Consider the following 15,513-nt stretch of genomic DNA (forward strand, 5'->3'; position numbering starts at 1 on the left):
CGGCCGACCCACCACCCTCGTCCTGAGGCGGCCACGAAGTGGGCCTCGAAGGGCGCTCCAGAGATCGCCAGACGGCTGTGGCAGCGTCCTGCGTGCTTCGAGGCCCTGCTTTCGCAGGGCACCTCAGCATGAGGGGGACAGGAGCAAGCCCTTTCGGGTCAGCCTCTGAGGAGAGGGAGGCGGTGCCGCTTGAGCGCGTTTCAGGACGCAGCCGCTCGCGTCGGGTGCCCGGGATCGCGCTACGGGCGCCCTACTCAGCCGCCCGGGTCCCTGCCGTGCCGTAGCGGCGGTCGATGTAGTCCTGGACCATCGTCTTGAAGTCCGCCGCGATGGCAGGGCCGCGCAGGGTCGCGGCCTTACGGCCGTCGATGAAGACGGGAGCGCTGGGGGTTTCGCCCGTGCCGGGCAGCGAGATGCCGATATCGGCGTGCTTGGATTCCCCGGGCCCGTTCACGATGCAGCCCATGACGGCCACGTTGAGAGCCTCGACGCCGGGATAGGTGCGCTTCCATTCGGGCATGGAGGCGACGATCCAGTCCTGGATGTCGCGGGCGAGCTCCTGGAACACCGTCGAGGTGGTGCGCCCGCAGCCGGGGCAGGCGGCGACCAGCGGCACGAAGGTGCGAAAGCCCATGGTCTGGAGGAGTTCCTGCGCGGCGCGCACCTCCAGGGTCCGGTCGCCGCCGGGCTCGGGGGTGAGCGAGAAGCGGATCGTGTCGCCGATCCCTTCTTGGAGCAGGATGCCGAGCGCGGCCGAGGAGGCGACGAGCCCCTTCGAGCCCATGCCGGCCTCCGTGAGGCCGAGATGCAGCGCGTAGTCGGAGCGGCGCGCCAGGTCTCGATAGACGCCGATGAGGTCCTGGACGGAGGACACCTTCGTCGAGATGACGATCCGGTCGCGGCCGAGCCCGATCTCCTCGGCGCGGGCCGCCGAGAGCAGGGCCGACTGCACCATGGCCTCGCGGGTGATGGCGCGGGCGTCGAGGGGCGCCGCCGAGCGGGCGTTCTCGTCCATGAGGTGGGTGAGGAGCTCCCCGTCGAGGGAGCCCCAGTTCGCGCCGATGCGCACCGCCTTGCCGTGGCGGATCGCCTGCTCGACGATCATGCCGAACTGCCGGTCCTTCTTGTCCTTGAAGCCGACATTGCCGGGATTGATGCGGTACTTGGCGAGCGCCTCGGCGCAGGCCGGGTGGTCGGCCAGCAGCTTGTGGCCGATATAGTGGAAGTCGCCTACCAGCGGCACGTCGACGCCGAGGCGGTCGAGGCGCTCGCGGATCCTCGGCACCGCCGCCGCCGCCTCGTCCCGGTCCACCGTGATGCGCACGATCTCCGAGCCCGCGCGGGCGAGCGCCGCGGTCTGGGCCACGGTGGCGTCCACGTCCGCCGTGTCCGTGTTGGTCATCGACTGGACGACGATGGGCGCCCCGCCTCCCACGATCACGTGGCCCACGGCCACGGGCACCGTGCGGCGGCGCGGGAGGGGGCCGGCCTGGGGCTCGGCCGAGACGGGAACGATGGCGGTCATGGGTCTACCGATGGAAGGACGCATATTAGCTGAGGCCCCGCGGCGCGCCCGTCAAGCGCGGGCTGGGCGGCGGAGCCGGGATCAGGACGCCTCGCAATGGCTGCAGCGGCCGGCGATCTCCAGCACCTGGGTGCGCGGGGCGAAGCGCTCCCGAGCGAGGAGCCCACGCAGCGCCGCCGACAGGGGCTCGGAGGAGAGCTCGTCCACCCCGCCGCAGGTCTCGCAGATGAGGAAGGCCACGAGATCGCAGGGCCCGTGCCCGTGCGGGCAGGCCACGAAGGCGTTGCGGCTCGCGAGCCGGTGGGCGAGCCCCTGCTCCATGAGGAAGTCGAGCGCCCGGTAGATCGAGATGGGGGCGAGCGCCCGCTCCCCGTCCCGGCGCAGGGCCTCGACGAGGTCGTAGGCGCCGAGCGGCTTGTGCGTGGCGTAGAGGGCGGCGAGCACGTCCCGGCGGATGGGCGTGAGCCGCACGCCCCGCGCCCGGCACGCCGCCTCGGCCCGCGCCAAGGCCTCCCCAGCCCCCGAGGCCGCGGCCTCCGCGTGGGCGCAGGCGCCGTCGTGATGATGGTGGTGATGCGCGCTCATGGCCTCCTACATAACCCTTCGGGCTCGCCCGCACACCCCTGGAGGTGGTTCCCCGATCCTTTCGCCCCCTCCCGCCCGCGCGAAAATGCTCTAGAACGGGTGCCCTGCAACAACGGGATCCCATCATGAGCCTCAAGGGCAAGACCGCCGTCGTCACCGGCTCCACCAGCGGCATCGGGCTCGCCGTCGCCCGCGGCTTCGCGGCGGAGGGCGCGAACGTGCTCCTCAACGGCTTCGGCGACGCGGCCGAGATCGAGCGGACGCGCGCCGAGATCGAGACGTCGTTCGGCGTGCGGGCCGGCTATTCCGCCGCCAACATGCTCGACCCCGAGGCGATCGCCGGCATGATCCGGGGGGCCGAGGAGACCTTCGGCACCGTCGACATCCTCGTGAACAATGCCGGCATCCAGCATGTCTCGCCCGTCGAGGACTTTCCGGTCGAGAAGTGGGACCAGATCATCGGCATCAACCTGTCGTCCGCGTTCCACGCCACGCGCGCGGCGGTGCCGGGGATGAAGAGCCGGGGCTGGGGGCGGATCATCTGCACCGCCTCGGCCCACTCCCTCGTCGCCTCGCCCTTCAAGTCGGCCTATGTGGCGGCCAAGCACGGCATCGCGGGCTTCACGAAGACCGTGGCGCTCGAGCTCGCCACCCACGGCATCACCGTGAACTGCATCTCGCCGGGCTACGTCTGGACGCCGCTGGTCGAGCGCCAGATCCCCGACACGATGAAGGCGCGGGGCATGACGAAGGAGGAGGTGATCGAGAAGGTGCTCCTCCAGGCGCAGCCCACGAAGGAGTTCGTGACGGTCGAGCAGGTGGCGGCGCTCGCCGTGTTCCTGTGCTCTGACGCAGCCTCCCAGATCACGGGCGCCAACATGACCATGGACGGGGGCTGGACGGCGCAGTGACGCCCTTCGCCTCGCCGCGCTCCCTCTCCCCTTGTGGGTGATGGCGGTGGTTGGGCCGGAGATGTCGCCCGCCGATCGCTCGAGCCTCGTTCTGCTCGGCCTCCGCCGTCACCCCACCCCTAGCCCCTCCCCGCAAGGGGGAGGGGAACCCGTGGCGGCTCGTTCGAACGCTCGGGGCAGGCCGGACTGCGCGCGTGCCGCCGAGCGCCGCCGCGCTCCCTCCCCCCTTGCGGGGGAGGGTCGGGGTGGGGGGGACGGCGGTGACCCGGCCGGAGAGGTCGCGACCGAACGGATGCGATCCTTCCGGCACCGCCCCCGCCATCACCCCATGACCGCGGTCATTCGACCGCCAACCGAAGACCCACAGGAGCCCGCCATGCCGAACGCTCTCGCCGGCCCGAAGGCCGAGAAGACCGTGTGCCTGGCGCTCCAGGGCGGGGGCGCGCACGGGGCCTTCACCTGGGGCGTGCTCGACGCGATCCTGGAGGACGGGCGGCTCGCCATCGAGGCGATCACGGGGGCGAGCGCGGGCGCGATGAACGCCGTCGTGCTCGCTGAAGGGTTCATGGAGGGGGGCACGGAGGGCGCGCGGGGGCAGCTCGAGGCGTTCTGGCGTCGCATGGCGCTCGGCGGATCGCTGTCGCCGGCGCAGCGCAGCCTGTTCGGCGCGTTCCTCAACGCCTGGAGCCCGGACCGGCTCACGGGCCTGCCCTGGGGCGGCCTCCTGTCGCAGCTGTCGAGCCCCTACGACTTCAACCCGCTCAACATCAACCCCTTACGCGACGCGGTGGCCGACCTCGTCGACTTCGACAAGGTGCGGGCCTGCCAGGCCGTGAAGCTCTTCGTCGCGGCGACGAACGTGTTCACGGGCAAGATCCGCATCTTCGAGAACGCCGAACTCACCCCCGACCACGTCATGGCGTCCGCCTGCCTGCCCACCGTGTTCCAGGCCGTGACGATCGACGGCGAGCCCTATTGGGACGGCGGCTACATGGGCAACCCGGCGATCTACCCCGTGATCTACGGGGCCGACGCCCTCGACGTGGTGCTGGTGCAGATCAACCCCGTCGAGCGCCGCATGGTCCCGCGCAACGCCCAGGAGATCCAGGGCCGCCTCAACGAGATCACCTTCAACGGGGGGCTCCTGCGCGAATTGCGCGCCATCGACTTCGTGAGCCGGCTCGTGGAGGAGGGACGGCTCTCGCCCGCCGACTACAAGCGGCTGCGCCTGCACCGCATCGACGGCGAGGGCGTCCTCGACGACGTCACCGCCGCCTCGCGCCTCACGCCGGCCTGGAGCTTCCTGGAAGATCTGCGCGACCGGGGCCGCGCCACCGCGAAGGCGTGGCTCGCGTCGCATTACGACGCCATCGGCAAGAGCGGCACGCTGGATCTAAAGGCGGCCTATTCATAGCGGCGCGCCATCCCCCCTCCCCCTTGCGGGGAGGGGTTGGGGTGGGGGTCGCAAAGTCGGAGCTGGCGGGCAGGTGGGGAGAACGCAGGGCCGTACAAGCTTAATCCTGGACCGACGGCGGATGGCGTCCCGACCCCCACCCCTGACCCCTCCCCGCAAGGGGGAGGGGGATAGGCGTTACTTCTTCTCGGGCGCGGGCGTCGCCGCCGGCTGGTCGAGGCGCTCGACTTTCGCCTCCTGGCGCAGGCGCAGGATCACGTCCTGCTGGGCCTTGCGGGCGAGGTAGGTGTCGATCTGCTCCTTCATCTCGTCGAAGGACGGGATGGGCTTGGTGCGCTTCTCCTCGACCTTGATGACGTGCCAGCCGAACTGCGACTTGACGGGCTCGGAGATCTTGCCGGGCTCCAGCTTGAAGGCGGCCTCGGCGAAGGGCGCCACCATGCGCTCCTTCGTGAAGAAGCCGAGATCGCCGCCCTCGGTCTTGGACCCGGGATCCTTCGAGAGGTCGGCGGCCACCTTGGCGAAGTCCTCGCCGCCGCGGACGCGGGCCAGCGCCTTCTTGGCCTCGTCCTCATTCTCCACGAGGATGTGGCGGGCGCGAACCTCCTCCTCGGGGGCCATGCCCTTCACGGCGTCGTCGTAGAGCTTGCGCGCGGCCTCGGGCGTCGTGGCCTTCTTCACCTCGGACTCGAGATAGTCGTCGAGGAGGAGCTTGTCGCGGAAATAGGCGAGGCGGCGGGCGAAGTCGGGGCCCTCCGCCGTCTTGGCCGATTCCGCGACGCGGGCGCCGATCTTGAGGTCCACGAGATAGCTGATGAGCAGGTCGCGCTTCTGCGCCTCGCTCACGCCCGGCAGCGACAAAGCCGGATCGGCTTCGGCGACGGCGAGGTCGGCCTCGGTGATCGGCTGGCCGTTGACGCGGGCCACCACCGTGTCGGGGGAGGCGGGCTTGGCCGCCGGCGCGGCTCCCTGCGCCGGGGCGGCGCCCTGCTGGGCGAGGGCGAGGGAGGGCAGCGCCAGGGCGAGCGCGAGCGCGCTGGCGCGGGCGAGGACGAGCGATCGCATGGGGACTCCTTGCAGGCGATAGGGTTCGGGCGCCTTGAGCGTCGTGGGCGCGGTGCGTCGGGTCGCGAACCCTTAGGCAGGCTTCCCGTTCCTTGGCAAGCGGGCGTTGCGCCGCGCGCCGCGACCCGCCTGCCCCGTGGAGATGGTCGGGCCGCCGGCCCGTTGCAAGGCGGGCGGGGAACGGGCCGGCGGCCCGCCGCGTTGCGGGGGCGACCGGAATTTCGGGTCGCGTCCTTTCGGATGCACAGGCCCGTATTTAAGTCTATAAGGCGCGGCGAACGCCCCCTCCGCTCATTCTGAAGCTGGACTACAGGTTCCCCCAATGCTCGGTGCACTTGCCAAGAAGATCTTCGGTTCGGCCAACGACCGTCGGCTGAAAACCTATCGGCCGAAGGTCGAGGCCATCAACGCGCTCGAGCCCGAGCTCCAGCGGCTGTCCGACGACGAGCTGCGGGCCCGCACCGCCGCCTTCAAGGAGCAGGTCGCGGCCGGCGCCACCCTCGACGACATCTTGGTGCCCGCCTTCGCCACCGTGCGCGAGGGCGCCCGCCGGGCGCTCGGCCAGCGCCACTTCGACGTCCAGCTCATCGGCGGCATGGTGCTCCACGAGGGCGCCATCGCCGAGATGCGCACGGGCGAGGGCAAGACCCTCGTCGCCACGCTCGCGGTCTATCTCAACGCGCTCGCCGGCCGCGGCGTCCACGTGGTCACCGTGAACGACTACCTCGCCCGCCGCGACGCGGAATGGATGGGGCAGGTCTACCGCTTCCTCGGCCTCACCGTCGGCATCATCGTCCACGGCCTCGACGACGTGGAGCGCCAGGCGGCCTATGCCTGCGACATCACGTACGGCACGAACAACGAGTACGGCTTCGACTATCTGCGCGACAACATGAAGTACGATGTCGACCAGATGGTGCAGCGCGGGCACGCCTACGCGATCGTGGACGAGGTCGACTCGATCCTCGTCGACGAGGCGCGCACGCCCCTCATCATCTCTGGGCCCATCGACGACCGCTCGGACCTCTACACCGCCATCGACCGCCTGATCCCGGATCTCGCCCGGACGGACTACGACCTCGACGAGAAGCAGCGCACCGTGGCGCTGACCGAGACCGGCAACGAGCGCATCGAGGAGCTCCTGGAGGGCGCGGGCCTCCTCAAGGAGGGGACCCTCTACGATGCGCAGAACGCGACGCTGGTCCACCACGTCAACCAGGCGCTGCGCGCCCACACCCTCTTCCAGCGCGACAAGGATTACATCGTCCGCAACGACGAGGTGGTGATCATCGACGAGTTCACCGGCCGCATGATGCCGGGCCGCCGCTATTCGGAAGGCCTGCACCAGGCGCTGGAGGCCAAGGAGCGGGTGACGATCCAGCCCGAGAACCAGACCCTCGCCTCGATCACCTTCCAGAACTATTTCCGCCTCTACGACAAGCTCGCCGGCATGACGGGCACGGCGGCCACCGAGGCCGACGAGTTCGCCGACATCTACAACCTCGAGGTCGTCGAGGTGCCCACCAACCGCCCCGTGGCCCGCCTCGACGAGGACGACGAGGTCTACCGGACGGTGGAGGAGAAGTACCAGGCGATCATCAAGGACATCGAGACCTCCTCGGCGAAGGGCCAGCCGACGCTGGTGGGCACCACGTCGATCGAGAAGTCCGAGCTGCTCGCGAAGCTCCTGAGCCAGCACGGCTTCACGCAGATCGACTTCGGCGACCCGCAGGCGCTCCAGCCCGTCTACAAGGCGGCGCGCGAGGGCAAGCCGCAGAAGCACTTCGCGGTGCTCAACGCCCGCTTCCACGAGCAGGAAGCCTTCATCGTGGCGGAGGCGGGCGTGCCTGGCGCCATCACGATCGCCACCAACATGGCCGGCCGCGGCACCGACATCAAGCTCGGCGGCAACCTCGAGATGCGCCTGGAGCAGGAATGCGCCGGCCTGGAGGGCGACGCCCGCAGCCGCCGCGAGGCGGAGATCGTGGCCGAGATCGAGAGGTTCAAGGAGCGGGCGCTCGGCGCCGGCGGCCTCTACGTGATGGGCACGGAGCGCCACGAATCGCGGCGCATCGACAACCAGCTGCGCGGCCGCTCGGGCCGACAGGGCGACCCCGGACGCTCGAAGTTCTTCCTGTCCCTGCAGGACGACCTCATGCGCATCTTCGGCTCCGACCGCATGGACGGCATGCTGACGAAGCTCGGCCTCCAGGAGGGCGAGGCCATCGTCCACCCCTGGATCAACAAGGCGATCGAGCGGGCGCAGGCCAAGGTCGAGGCACGCAACTTCGACATGCGCAAGAACATCTTGAAGTACGACAACGTGATGAACGACCAGCGCAAGGTCGTCTTCGAGCAGCGCAAGGACTTCATGCGCCAGGAGAGCGTGCGCGAGACGGTGGACGAGATGCGCCACGGCGTCGTCGACGATCTCGTGGCCGACCACATCCCGGCCGACGCCTATCCCGAGCAGTGGGACGCGGCGGGCCTCAAGGAGGCGGTGGCCGGCGTCCTCAACCTCGACCTGCCCGTGGACCAGTGGGCCAAGGAGGAGGGCATCGCCGACGAGGAGATGCGCGAGCGCCTGCGCCAGGCGGCCGACGAGGCCTATGCGGCCCGCATCGAGAAGAACTCGGCCGAGGTCATGACCTATGTCGAGAAGCAGGTGCTCCTCCAGAGCCTCGACCATCTGTGGCGCGAGCACCTCGTGACCCTGGACCACCTGCGCCAGGTGATCGGCTGGCGCGGCTATGCCCAGCGCGACCCGCTCAACGAGTACAAGTCCGAGGCCTTCCAGCTCTTCGAGAGCCTCATCGGCCGCCTGCGCGAGCAGGTGACGGGCCAGATGATGCGCATCGAGGTGGTGTTCCAGCAGCCCGAGCCCGAGCTGCCGGACATGTTCGGCCAGCACCTCGATCCCGTCACGGGCGAGAACGAGTTCGACTCGGGCGGCTCCACTGGCATCGGCTCGCCCTCGGGGCTGGGCCTCGCCATGCTCCCCGGCGGCCTGCCCGCCGCCGACGCGCTGCTCGCCGACCGCGACCCGAGCGACCCGGCGAGCTGGGGCAAGGTGAACCGCAACGAGCCCTGCCCGTGCGGCTCGGGCAAGAAGTACAAGCATTGCCACGGCGCGTTCGCCTGATGGCAGCCGGCGGGGCCGGGGCGGACGTCCTGGCCACGCTGCGCCCTCGATGATGCCGTGCGGGTCGCCTGCGGGCGCCCGCCGGCACGGCAGGTCACAGCCGGAACGGGCAGCCTCGTTGCGAGACCCCATGCGTCCCTGGGACCGATAGCCTCCAACCAAACCCTCTCGTACTGCCGCCCTGGGCGCTCAGGAATCGCCGCAACGGAACCTTAGGCCGCACCCGCTAAGCGTGGGGCATCGTTTCCGGAGCGTTGCCGCCCATGACCGCCGTGCTGGACCTCATCGCGGACCGCGACGTCGCCGCGCCGCGCCGCGCGGCCCCGGACCTCGCCGTCGAATTGCACCGCATCGGCGACCTCGACGCGGTCGAGCCGCATTGGCGGGCGCTCTTCGTCGAGGCGATCGAGCCCAATCCCTTCCTCGGCCCCGATTTCCTGCGCCCGCTCGGACGCCTTCGCGCCGGGCGCATCCAGGTGGCGCTCGTCTGGCGCGGAAGCGGCGCGGGCCGGCGCCTTGCGGCGCTCCTGCCCTTCACGGTCGAGCCCGGCCTGCCGCTGATCCGCCCTCCCCTGCTGCGGGGCCTCGCCGATCCGTTCGTGGTGAACGCGACGCCGCTCGTCGGGGCGGACGGCACGGCGGCCGTGATCGAGCGCCTGCTCGCCGAGCTGTCGCGCCGCTTCCCCCGCGCGGTCCTCGTCATGGAGCCGCTGCGGCTGCATGGCCCCGTCGCGGCGGGCATCGCGGCGGCGGGCCGGCCGACGCTGCTGGCGCGCTCGCACGAGCGGGCGGCGATCCGGGCGGGCCTGCCGTCGGGTGCCTATCTGGAGGCGCGCGTCCCGGGCAAGCGGGTGCGCGAGTTGCGGCGCTGCGAGAAGCGCCTGAGCGAGGCCGGCACGGTCGAGACGCGCACCCTGTGGGGTCCCGCGGCGGCGCCCGCGGTCAACGCCTTCCTCGCCATCGAGGCGGCGGGGTGGAAGGGGCGCCAGGGGACCGCGCTCGCCTCCAAGCCGGCGGTGCTCGCCTTCGCCCGCGAGGCCCTGTCGGGCACGGCGCCGATGGCGGCGGCGGACCTCATGCGGGTCGACGGCAAGCCCATCGCCGCCGCGCTGCACCTCGTGGCGGGGGACGAGGCGGTGGCGTTCAAGTGCGCCTACGACGAGACCTGGAGCCGGGCGTCGCCGGGTGCCCTCCTCGACGTCCACACCCTTCTCATGACCCTCGACGGCGGGCAGGTCTCGCTCATGGATTCCGGCGCGCTGCCGGGCCACCCCGTGGAGGGGCTATGGCGGGAGCGCGTCGCGTTCGGGCGGCTCCTCGTCGACCTGCGCCGCGACTCGACCCCTGCGGCGCTGGAACGGGTCTCGGCCCGCCTCGACCGGATCGACGGCCTTGTCTCCGAGGTGAAGGCTCGCCTGCGCCGCGCCCTCGGCCGCAAGGCCACGGCCCTGCGCTCGGCTTAAGCGGCCGGCACGGGCCGACCGGCCTTCCCGCCCCCTCATGCTGAGGAGCGCTCGAAGAGCGCGTCTCGAAGCACGCACCACGCTGCCACAGCTCCGCTGAGACCTCTGGAGCGCCCTTCGAGGCCCTGCCCCGCAGGGCACCTCAGAGGCTGGCTCATAAGTACGGCCCACCCTCCGTCCTCGTCCTGAGGTGCCCGCCGCAGGCGGGCCTCGAAGGGCGCTCCAGGGATCTCCCTCCGGCTCACGCGGGTGGTGCGTGCTTCGAGGCTCGCTCCGCTCGCGCCTCAGCATGAGGGGGACAGGTGCGAACCCTTTCGGGTCAGGCTCTGAGGTGCCCCGCGACGCGGGGCCTTGAAGGGCGCTCCAGGGATCACAGGACGGCCGTGGCAGCGTGGTGCGTGCTTCGAGACGCCTGCCCGGCGCAGGCTCCTCAGCATGAGGGGGACAGGAGCAATCCCTTCCCGTTCAGACCCCTGGCATGAAGCCAGGGGCGCTCAGGCCCCGGCCCGGTGCCCCAGGGCGCGCAGGACGAAGTCGATCTGCTGGTCGAGGGTGGGCTCCGGCTCGCCGGCGCATTCCACCAGCATGCGGGGGTGGAAGAACCTGAGAAGGGCGAGCTGGGCGCAGCGGGAGCCGAGCCTCGCGTCGCGGACGGCGAACTCGCCCGAGGCGATGCCGTCGGCGACCACGCGCTCGAAGATCGCGCTCTTGCGCTCGATATGGCCGTGGACGACGTGCCAGCTCTCGGAGAGGGCCGCGTCCACCATCTCGTGCATGCGCAGCTCCTCCGTGTAGAGGGCCGCGTTCATGCCGTGCATGGTCCGCACCATGTCGCGCAGGCGCTCGGCGGCGGGCCCCTTGCGCGCCGCGATCGCCGCGATGGCGCCTTCGACCTCCCGCATCAGCCGCTCGGCCACGGCCTCGTTGATCGCCTTCTTCGAGTCGAAGAAGCGGTACACGTTGGCCGGGCTCATCTTGAGCGCCTTGGCGATGTCGGCGACCGTGGTCTTCTGGTAGCCGATTTGGCGAAAGAATCGCTCCGCCGTCTCGACGATCCGAGTCCGGGTGCAGGGTTCGGCGATGTCGGCGGGCACGTCGAGGGTCATGGCATCAGCTTGAGGCCGGAGCCTCCTCCGCGTCAACGTTCAGGGGCCTACTCGGCCGCGATGGCGAGCGGGCGCGGGAGGGGCTCCATCGCCGGCATGTCGGGCATGGGCGCCTCCCCGCGCTCGTCGAGCCTGCGCCGGAACCACAGGGCGTAGAGCGCGGGCAGGAACAGGAGCGTCAGGAAGGTCGCGACGAACAGCCCGCCCATGATCGTGTAGGCCATGGGCCCCCAGAAGGCGGAGCCGGCGAGCGGGATCATGGCGAGGATCGCGGCGAGCGCCGTGAGCACCACGGGCCTGGCCCGGCGCACGGTCGCCTCGACGATGGCCTCGCGCCGGGTGAGGCCGTGCGCCACGTCGGTCTCGATCTGGTCCACGAGGATCACGGCGTTGCGCATGATCATCCCTGCGAGCGCGATGAGGCCGAGCAGCGCCACGAAGCCGAAGGGCTTGCCCGAAAGGTTGAGCGCGAGCGACGCCCCGATCAATCCCAAGGGTGCGGTCAGGAACACGAGGATGAGGCGCGAGAAGCTCTGGAGCTGGATCATCAGCAGGGTGAGCATCACGCCGATCATCAGGGGGAAGAGCGCGAAGATGGAGGCGTTGCCCTTGGACGATTCCTCCACCGCACCGCCGATCTCCAGCCGGTAGCCCGGGGCGAGGTTCTTCGCCAACGGCTGGAGCGCCGGCCAGATCTGGGCCGTCACGTCGGGCGGCTGCACGCCGTCCACCACGTCGGCCCGCACCGTGATCGACATGTCCCGGTTGCGCCGCCAGAGGATCGGCTCCTCGTGGGCGTACTCAATGCGCCCGACCTGGGAGAGGGGCACGGCAAGCCCGTTCCGCGACAGGATCGTGAGCTCGCCGATGCGCCCGAGATCGAGGCGCTCGCCCGGCACCGCGCGGGCCACCACGTCGACGCGCTCCGTCCGCTCCCGCACGCTCGTCACCGTGACGCCGGAGATGAGCGTCTGGAGGGTCTGCGCCACCGTCGAGGGGTCGAGGCCGAGGGCACGGGCGCGCTCCTGGTCGACGACCACGCGCACGGAGGGCGTCATCTCGTTCCAGTCGAAATGCGGATCGACGGCGTTGGGATTGGCGCGCACCACCTCGCGGACCTGGCCCGCGATCTCGCGCACCTTCATCGGATCGGGCCCGACCACCCGGAACTGCACGGGGAAGCCCACGGGCGGGCCGAAATTGAACCGGTCGACGCGCACCCGCGCCTCGGCGAGGGCGCCGTTGGCGACCGCCGTCTCGAGGCGCGCCTTGATGCGCTCGCGGGCCGCGACGTCCCGGGCCACGATCACGGTCTCGGCGAAGGCCTCGTTGGGCAGCTGCGGGTTGAGGCCGAGCCAGAACCGGGGCGAGCCCTGGCCGATATAGGTGGAATAGGTCTCGATGTCGGGATCGTCGCGCAGGAGCCGCTCGGCCTTGCGGGCGGCCTCGTCCGTGACGCCGATGGCGGTGCCCTCGGGGAGACGCAGCTGGAAGAACAGCTCGGGCCGCTCCGAGAGGGGGAAGAACTGCTGCTGCACCCGGCCGAAGGCCACGATCGAGCCGGCGAAGATGCCGATCGTGGCGAGGATGGTCAGGCCGCGGCGGTTCACGCAAGCGCGCACCACCGCGCGCAGGATCCGGTAGGTGCGGGTCTCGTAGACGGCGTGCGGGTCGGCGTGGCCGTGCGCCGCCATGGATTTCGGCAAGAGCTTCACCCCGAGATAGGGCGTGAAGATCACCGCCACGAACCAGGACGCCACGAGCGCGATCGCCACCACCCAGAAGATGCCGCCCGCATATTCGCCCACCGCGGAGTTCGCGAAGCCGATGGGCAGGAAGCCCGCGGCCGTCACGAGGGTGCCGGTGAGCATGGGAAAGGCGGTGGAGGTCCAGGCGAAGGCGGCGGCGCGCGGCCGGTCCCAGCCCTGCTCCATCTTCACCACCATCATCTCGACGGCGATGATGGCGTCGTCCACGAGAAGCCCCAGGGCGATGATGAGGGCGCCCAGCGTGATCCGATGCAGGTCGATGCCGAGCACGCTCATGACCGCGAAGGTGATGGCGAGCACCAGGGGCACGGAGAGCGCCACCACGATGCCCGTGCGCCAGCCGAGCGAGAGGAAGGAGACCGCGAGCACGATGGCCAGCGCCTCCAGGAAGGAATGCTCGAACTCGGCGATCGCCCCGTCGACCACCTTGGGCTGGTCGGCGATCTGCTCGAGTTCGAACCCTTGCGGGACGGAGGCCGTGAACTCGTCCACGGCCGCCTTCACCTCCCGCCCGAAGGAGAGGATGTTGGCGCCCTTGGCCATGACGACGCCCACCGCGAGCGCGGGCTCGCCGCGCTGGCGCACGAGGAACTCGGCCGGATCCTTGAAGCCCCGGGTGATCGTGGCGATGTCGCCCAGGCGGAACACCCGGCCGTTCGCCTCCACGGGCGTCTCGGCCACGGCGCGCTCGCCGTCGAGGGCGCCCGTGATGCGCAACGGGATGCGTTGCGCCCCGCTCTGCACCGTGCCGGCGGGCGCGACCGCGTTCTGGCGGGCGAGCGAATCGAACAGGGCCTGGGGCGGGATGCCGAGCGTCGCGAGCTTGGCGTGGCTGAACTCGACAAAGATGCGCTCGTCCTGCACGCCGTAGAGGGTCACCTTGGTGACGGCGGGCACCTTCAGGAGGCGCTGGCGCAGGGCCTCCGCGACGCGCTTCTTCTGCGCCGCGTCGGCGCCGGGCGCCGTGATCATGTAGAGGAGCGAGTCGACGTCGCCGAACTCGTCGTTGATGTTGGGCCCGCTCACGTCGCGGGGCAGGTCGCCCTTCACGTCGCCGATCTTCTTGCGCAGCTGGTAGAAGAGCTGCGGCACCTCCCTGGCGGGCGTGTTGTCGCGGAAGCCCACGTTCATCGCCGTGAAGCCGGGCTTGGTATAGGTCACGACCTTGTCGAACCAGGGCAGCTCCTGGAGCCGCTTCTCGATCCGGTCCGCCACCTGGTCCTGCATCTCCTGCGCGGTCGCGCCGGGCCAGGAGGCGGTGACGATCACGTTCTTGATCGTGAAGTTCGGGTCTTCCGCGCGGCCCAGGCCCCTGAAGGAGACGAAGCCCGCGACCGCGACGGCGAGGATGAGGAACAGGACGAGGGGCTGATGCCGGACCGCCCATTCGGAGAGGTTGAACCGCTTCATGGGTCGGGCTCCTAGAACTCGAGCGCCTGGACGATGCGCACGCGCTGGCCCGCATCGAGCTTCTGCACGCCAAGCGTCACGACCCGGTCGCCGGGATTGAGCCCGGTCCGCACGAGGACGTCGCGGGACTCGTAGGCCGCCACCTCGACGGGGCGCAGCGCGGGCCGCCCGTCGGCGTCGACCACCCACATGGCGGGCCCGCCGCCCCCGTTGAACAGGGCCGAAAGCGGCAGGCGCGCGATGCGGTCGCCGCCCTTCTCGCGCAGGGTGACCGTGGCGCTCATGCCGAGCTGCACGCGATCGTCCGCGCCGGGGAGCGCGAAGCGGGCCAGATAGGTGCGGGTCGCGGGATCGGCGGAGGCCGAGAGCTCGCGCAAGCGGGCCTCGTAGCGGTGATCGGGGCTCGACCAGAGGGTCAGCGAGGCCTCCGCCTCCCGCAACTGGCCGATGCCGGCCTCGGGGATCGCGACGACCGCCTCCTTCTCGGCCGAGCCCGCCACCCGTGCCGTGGCCTGCCCCGCGGCCACCACCTGGCCCGGCTCGGCGAGCACCGCCGTCACGACGCCGTCGGCGTCGGCCCGCAGGATCGCGTAGGAGAGGGCGTTGCGGGCAAGCGAGAGGGCGCGCTCGGCCCGGGCGGTGCGCCCGCGCGCCTCCTCGGTGGCGGCGGTCTGGCGCTCATAGGCCGCCGCCGTCGACCAGCCCTGACCGCGCAGCGCCTGCAGGCGCCCGAGCTCGGCCACGGCCTGGGTGAGCGCGGCCTCGGCGGCCCTGCCCTCGGCCTCAGCCTGCTCGACCTGGAGGCGCAGGTCCGTCGCGTCGAGGACCATCAGGGGCTGGCCCGCCGTCACGGCGTCGCCCGCGTTCACGAGGCGGCGGGCGACCTTGCCCGGCACCCGGAAGCCGAGATCCGTCTCGACGCGCGGGCGGATGGTGGCCACGAAGGTGCGCTCCTGGACCCGCGCCTCGAAGGCGACCTCCTGGACCAGGACGGGGCGGTCGGGCTTGGCGGCCTCCTTCGGCTTCTCCTGGCAGGCGGCCAGAAGGGCGGCGAGGGAGAGACCGAGCAGGAGGGGACGGGAATGCATGGCGCGCCTCGGACGATTCACGCTCCGCGGGGGAG

Annotated in this window: 10 protein-coding genes; 4 read left to right on the plus strand and 6 right to left on the minus strand. The window is 71.0% G+C overall.

Annotation, left to right across the window (positions count from 1 at the left end; genetic code table 11):
* Nucleotides 1–250 precede the first annotated feature (250 nt).
* Nucleotides 251–1,525: a flavodoxin-dependent (E)-4-hydroxy-3-methylbut-2-enyl-diphosphate synthase gene (gene ispG, locus F0L46_RS05535; RefSeq protein WP_240539882.1), complete on the minus strand. Its 1,275-nt coding sequence runs from the start codon at nucleotides 1,523–1,525 to the stop codon at nucleotides 251–253.
* An 81-nt stretch (nucleotides 1,526–1,606) separates the two neighbouring features.
* The gene (locus F0L46_RS05540; RefSeq protein ID WP_149816060.1) at nucleotides 1,607–2,110 is read right to left on the minus strand and encodes a Fur family transcriptional regulator; all 504 of its coding nucleotides are present in this window, start codon (nucleotides 2,108–2,110) and stop codon (nucleotides 1,607–1,609) included.
* A 125-nt stretch (nucleotides 2,111–2,235) separates the two neighbouring features.
* Here F0L46_RS05540 and F0L46_RS05545 point away from each other — a divergent pair, with 125 nt between their 5' ends.
* Together F0L46_RS05545 and F0L46_RS05550 are read left to right on the plus strand one after the other, a co-directional pair.
* Nucleotides 2,236–3,021, plus strand: coding sequence for a 3-hydroxybutyrate dehydrogenase (locus F0L46_RS05545; RefSeq protein ID WP_149816061.1), 786 nt, complete (start codon nucleotides 2,236–2,238; stop codon nucleotides 3,019–3,021).
* Between the two features lie 376 nt (nucleotides 3,022–3,397).
* Nucleotides 3,398–4,435: a patatin-like phospholipase family protein gene (locus F0L46_RS05550; protein WP_240539883.1), complete on the plus strand. Its 1,038-nt coding sequence runs from the start codon at nucleotides 3,398–3,400 to the stop codon at nucleotides 4,433–4,435.
* A 177-nt stretch (nucleotides 4,436–4,612) separates the two neighbouring features.
* Here F0L46_RS05550 and F0L46_RS05555 read toward each other — a convergent pair whose 3' ends face one another.
* Nucleotides 4,613–5,500, minus strand: coding sequence for a peptidylprolyl isomerase (locus tag F0L46_RS05555; protein ID WP_149816063.1), 888 nt, complete (start codon nucleotides 5,498–5,500; stop codon nucleotides 4,613–4,615).
* Between the two features lie 322 nt (nucleotides 5,501–5,822).
* On the opposite strand from F0L46_RS05555, the gene secA reads away from it, so the two are divergent.
* Nucleotides 5,823–8,642, plus strand: a complete 2,820-nt coding sequence (gene secA / locus F0L46_RS05560; protein WP_149816064.1) for a preprotein translocase subunit SecA — start codon at nucleotides 5,823–5,825, stop codon at nucleotides 8,640–8,642.
* A 263-nt stretch (nucleotides 8,643–8,905) separates the two neighbouring features.
* A complete protein-coding gene (locus tag F0L46_RS05565) occupies nucleotides 8,906–10,105 on the plus strand; it encodes a GNAT family N-acetyltransferase (protein ID WP_149816065.1) in 1,200 nt (399 codons plus the stop codon).
* Nucleotides 10,106–10,599: 494 nt separating this feature from the next.
* On the opposite strand, the gene F0L46_RS05570 is transcribed toward F0L46_RS05565, so the two are convergent.
* Genes F0L46_RS05570 through F0L46_RS05580 form a run of 3 tightly spaced genes read right to left on the minus strand, consistent with a single transcriptional unit; the run spans nucleotide 10,600 to nucleotide 15,478 of the window.
* Nucleotides 10,600–11,211 (minus strand): TetR/AcrR family transcriptional regulator, encoded by a 612-nt coding sequence (locus tag F0L46_RS05570; protein WP_149816066.1) that lies wholly within the window; start codon nucleotides 11,209–11,211, stop codon nucleotides 10,600–10,602.
* 47 nt (nucleotides 11,212–11,258) lie between these two features.
* Entirely contained in the window at nucleotides 11,259–14,390 is a 3,132-nt protein-coding gene (locus F0L46_RS05575; RefSeq protein WP_149816067.1) for an efflux RND transporter permease subunit, read from the minus strand.
* A gap of 11 nt (nucleotides 14,391–14,401) precedes the next feature.
* Complete coding sequence (locus tag F0L46_RS05580; protein WP_149816068.1) at nucleotides 14,402–15,478, minus strand: efflux RND transporter periplasmic adaptor subunit; 1,077 nt, start codon at nucleotides 15,476–15,478, stop codon at nucleotides 14,402–14,404.
* Between the last annotated feature and the right edge of the window lie 35 nt (nucleotides 15,479–15,513).

Origin of the sequence: Salinarimonas soli (assembly GCF_008386575.1) — a bacterium.
Classification (GTDB): Bacteria; Pseudomonadota; Alphaproteobacteria; order Rhizobiales; family Beijerinckiaceae; genus Salinarimonas_A; species Salinarimonas_A soli.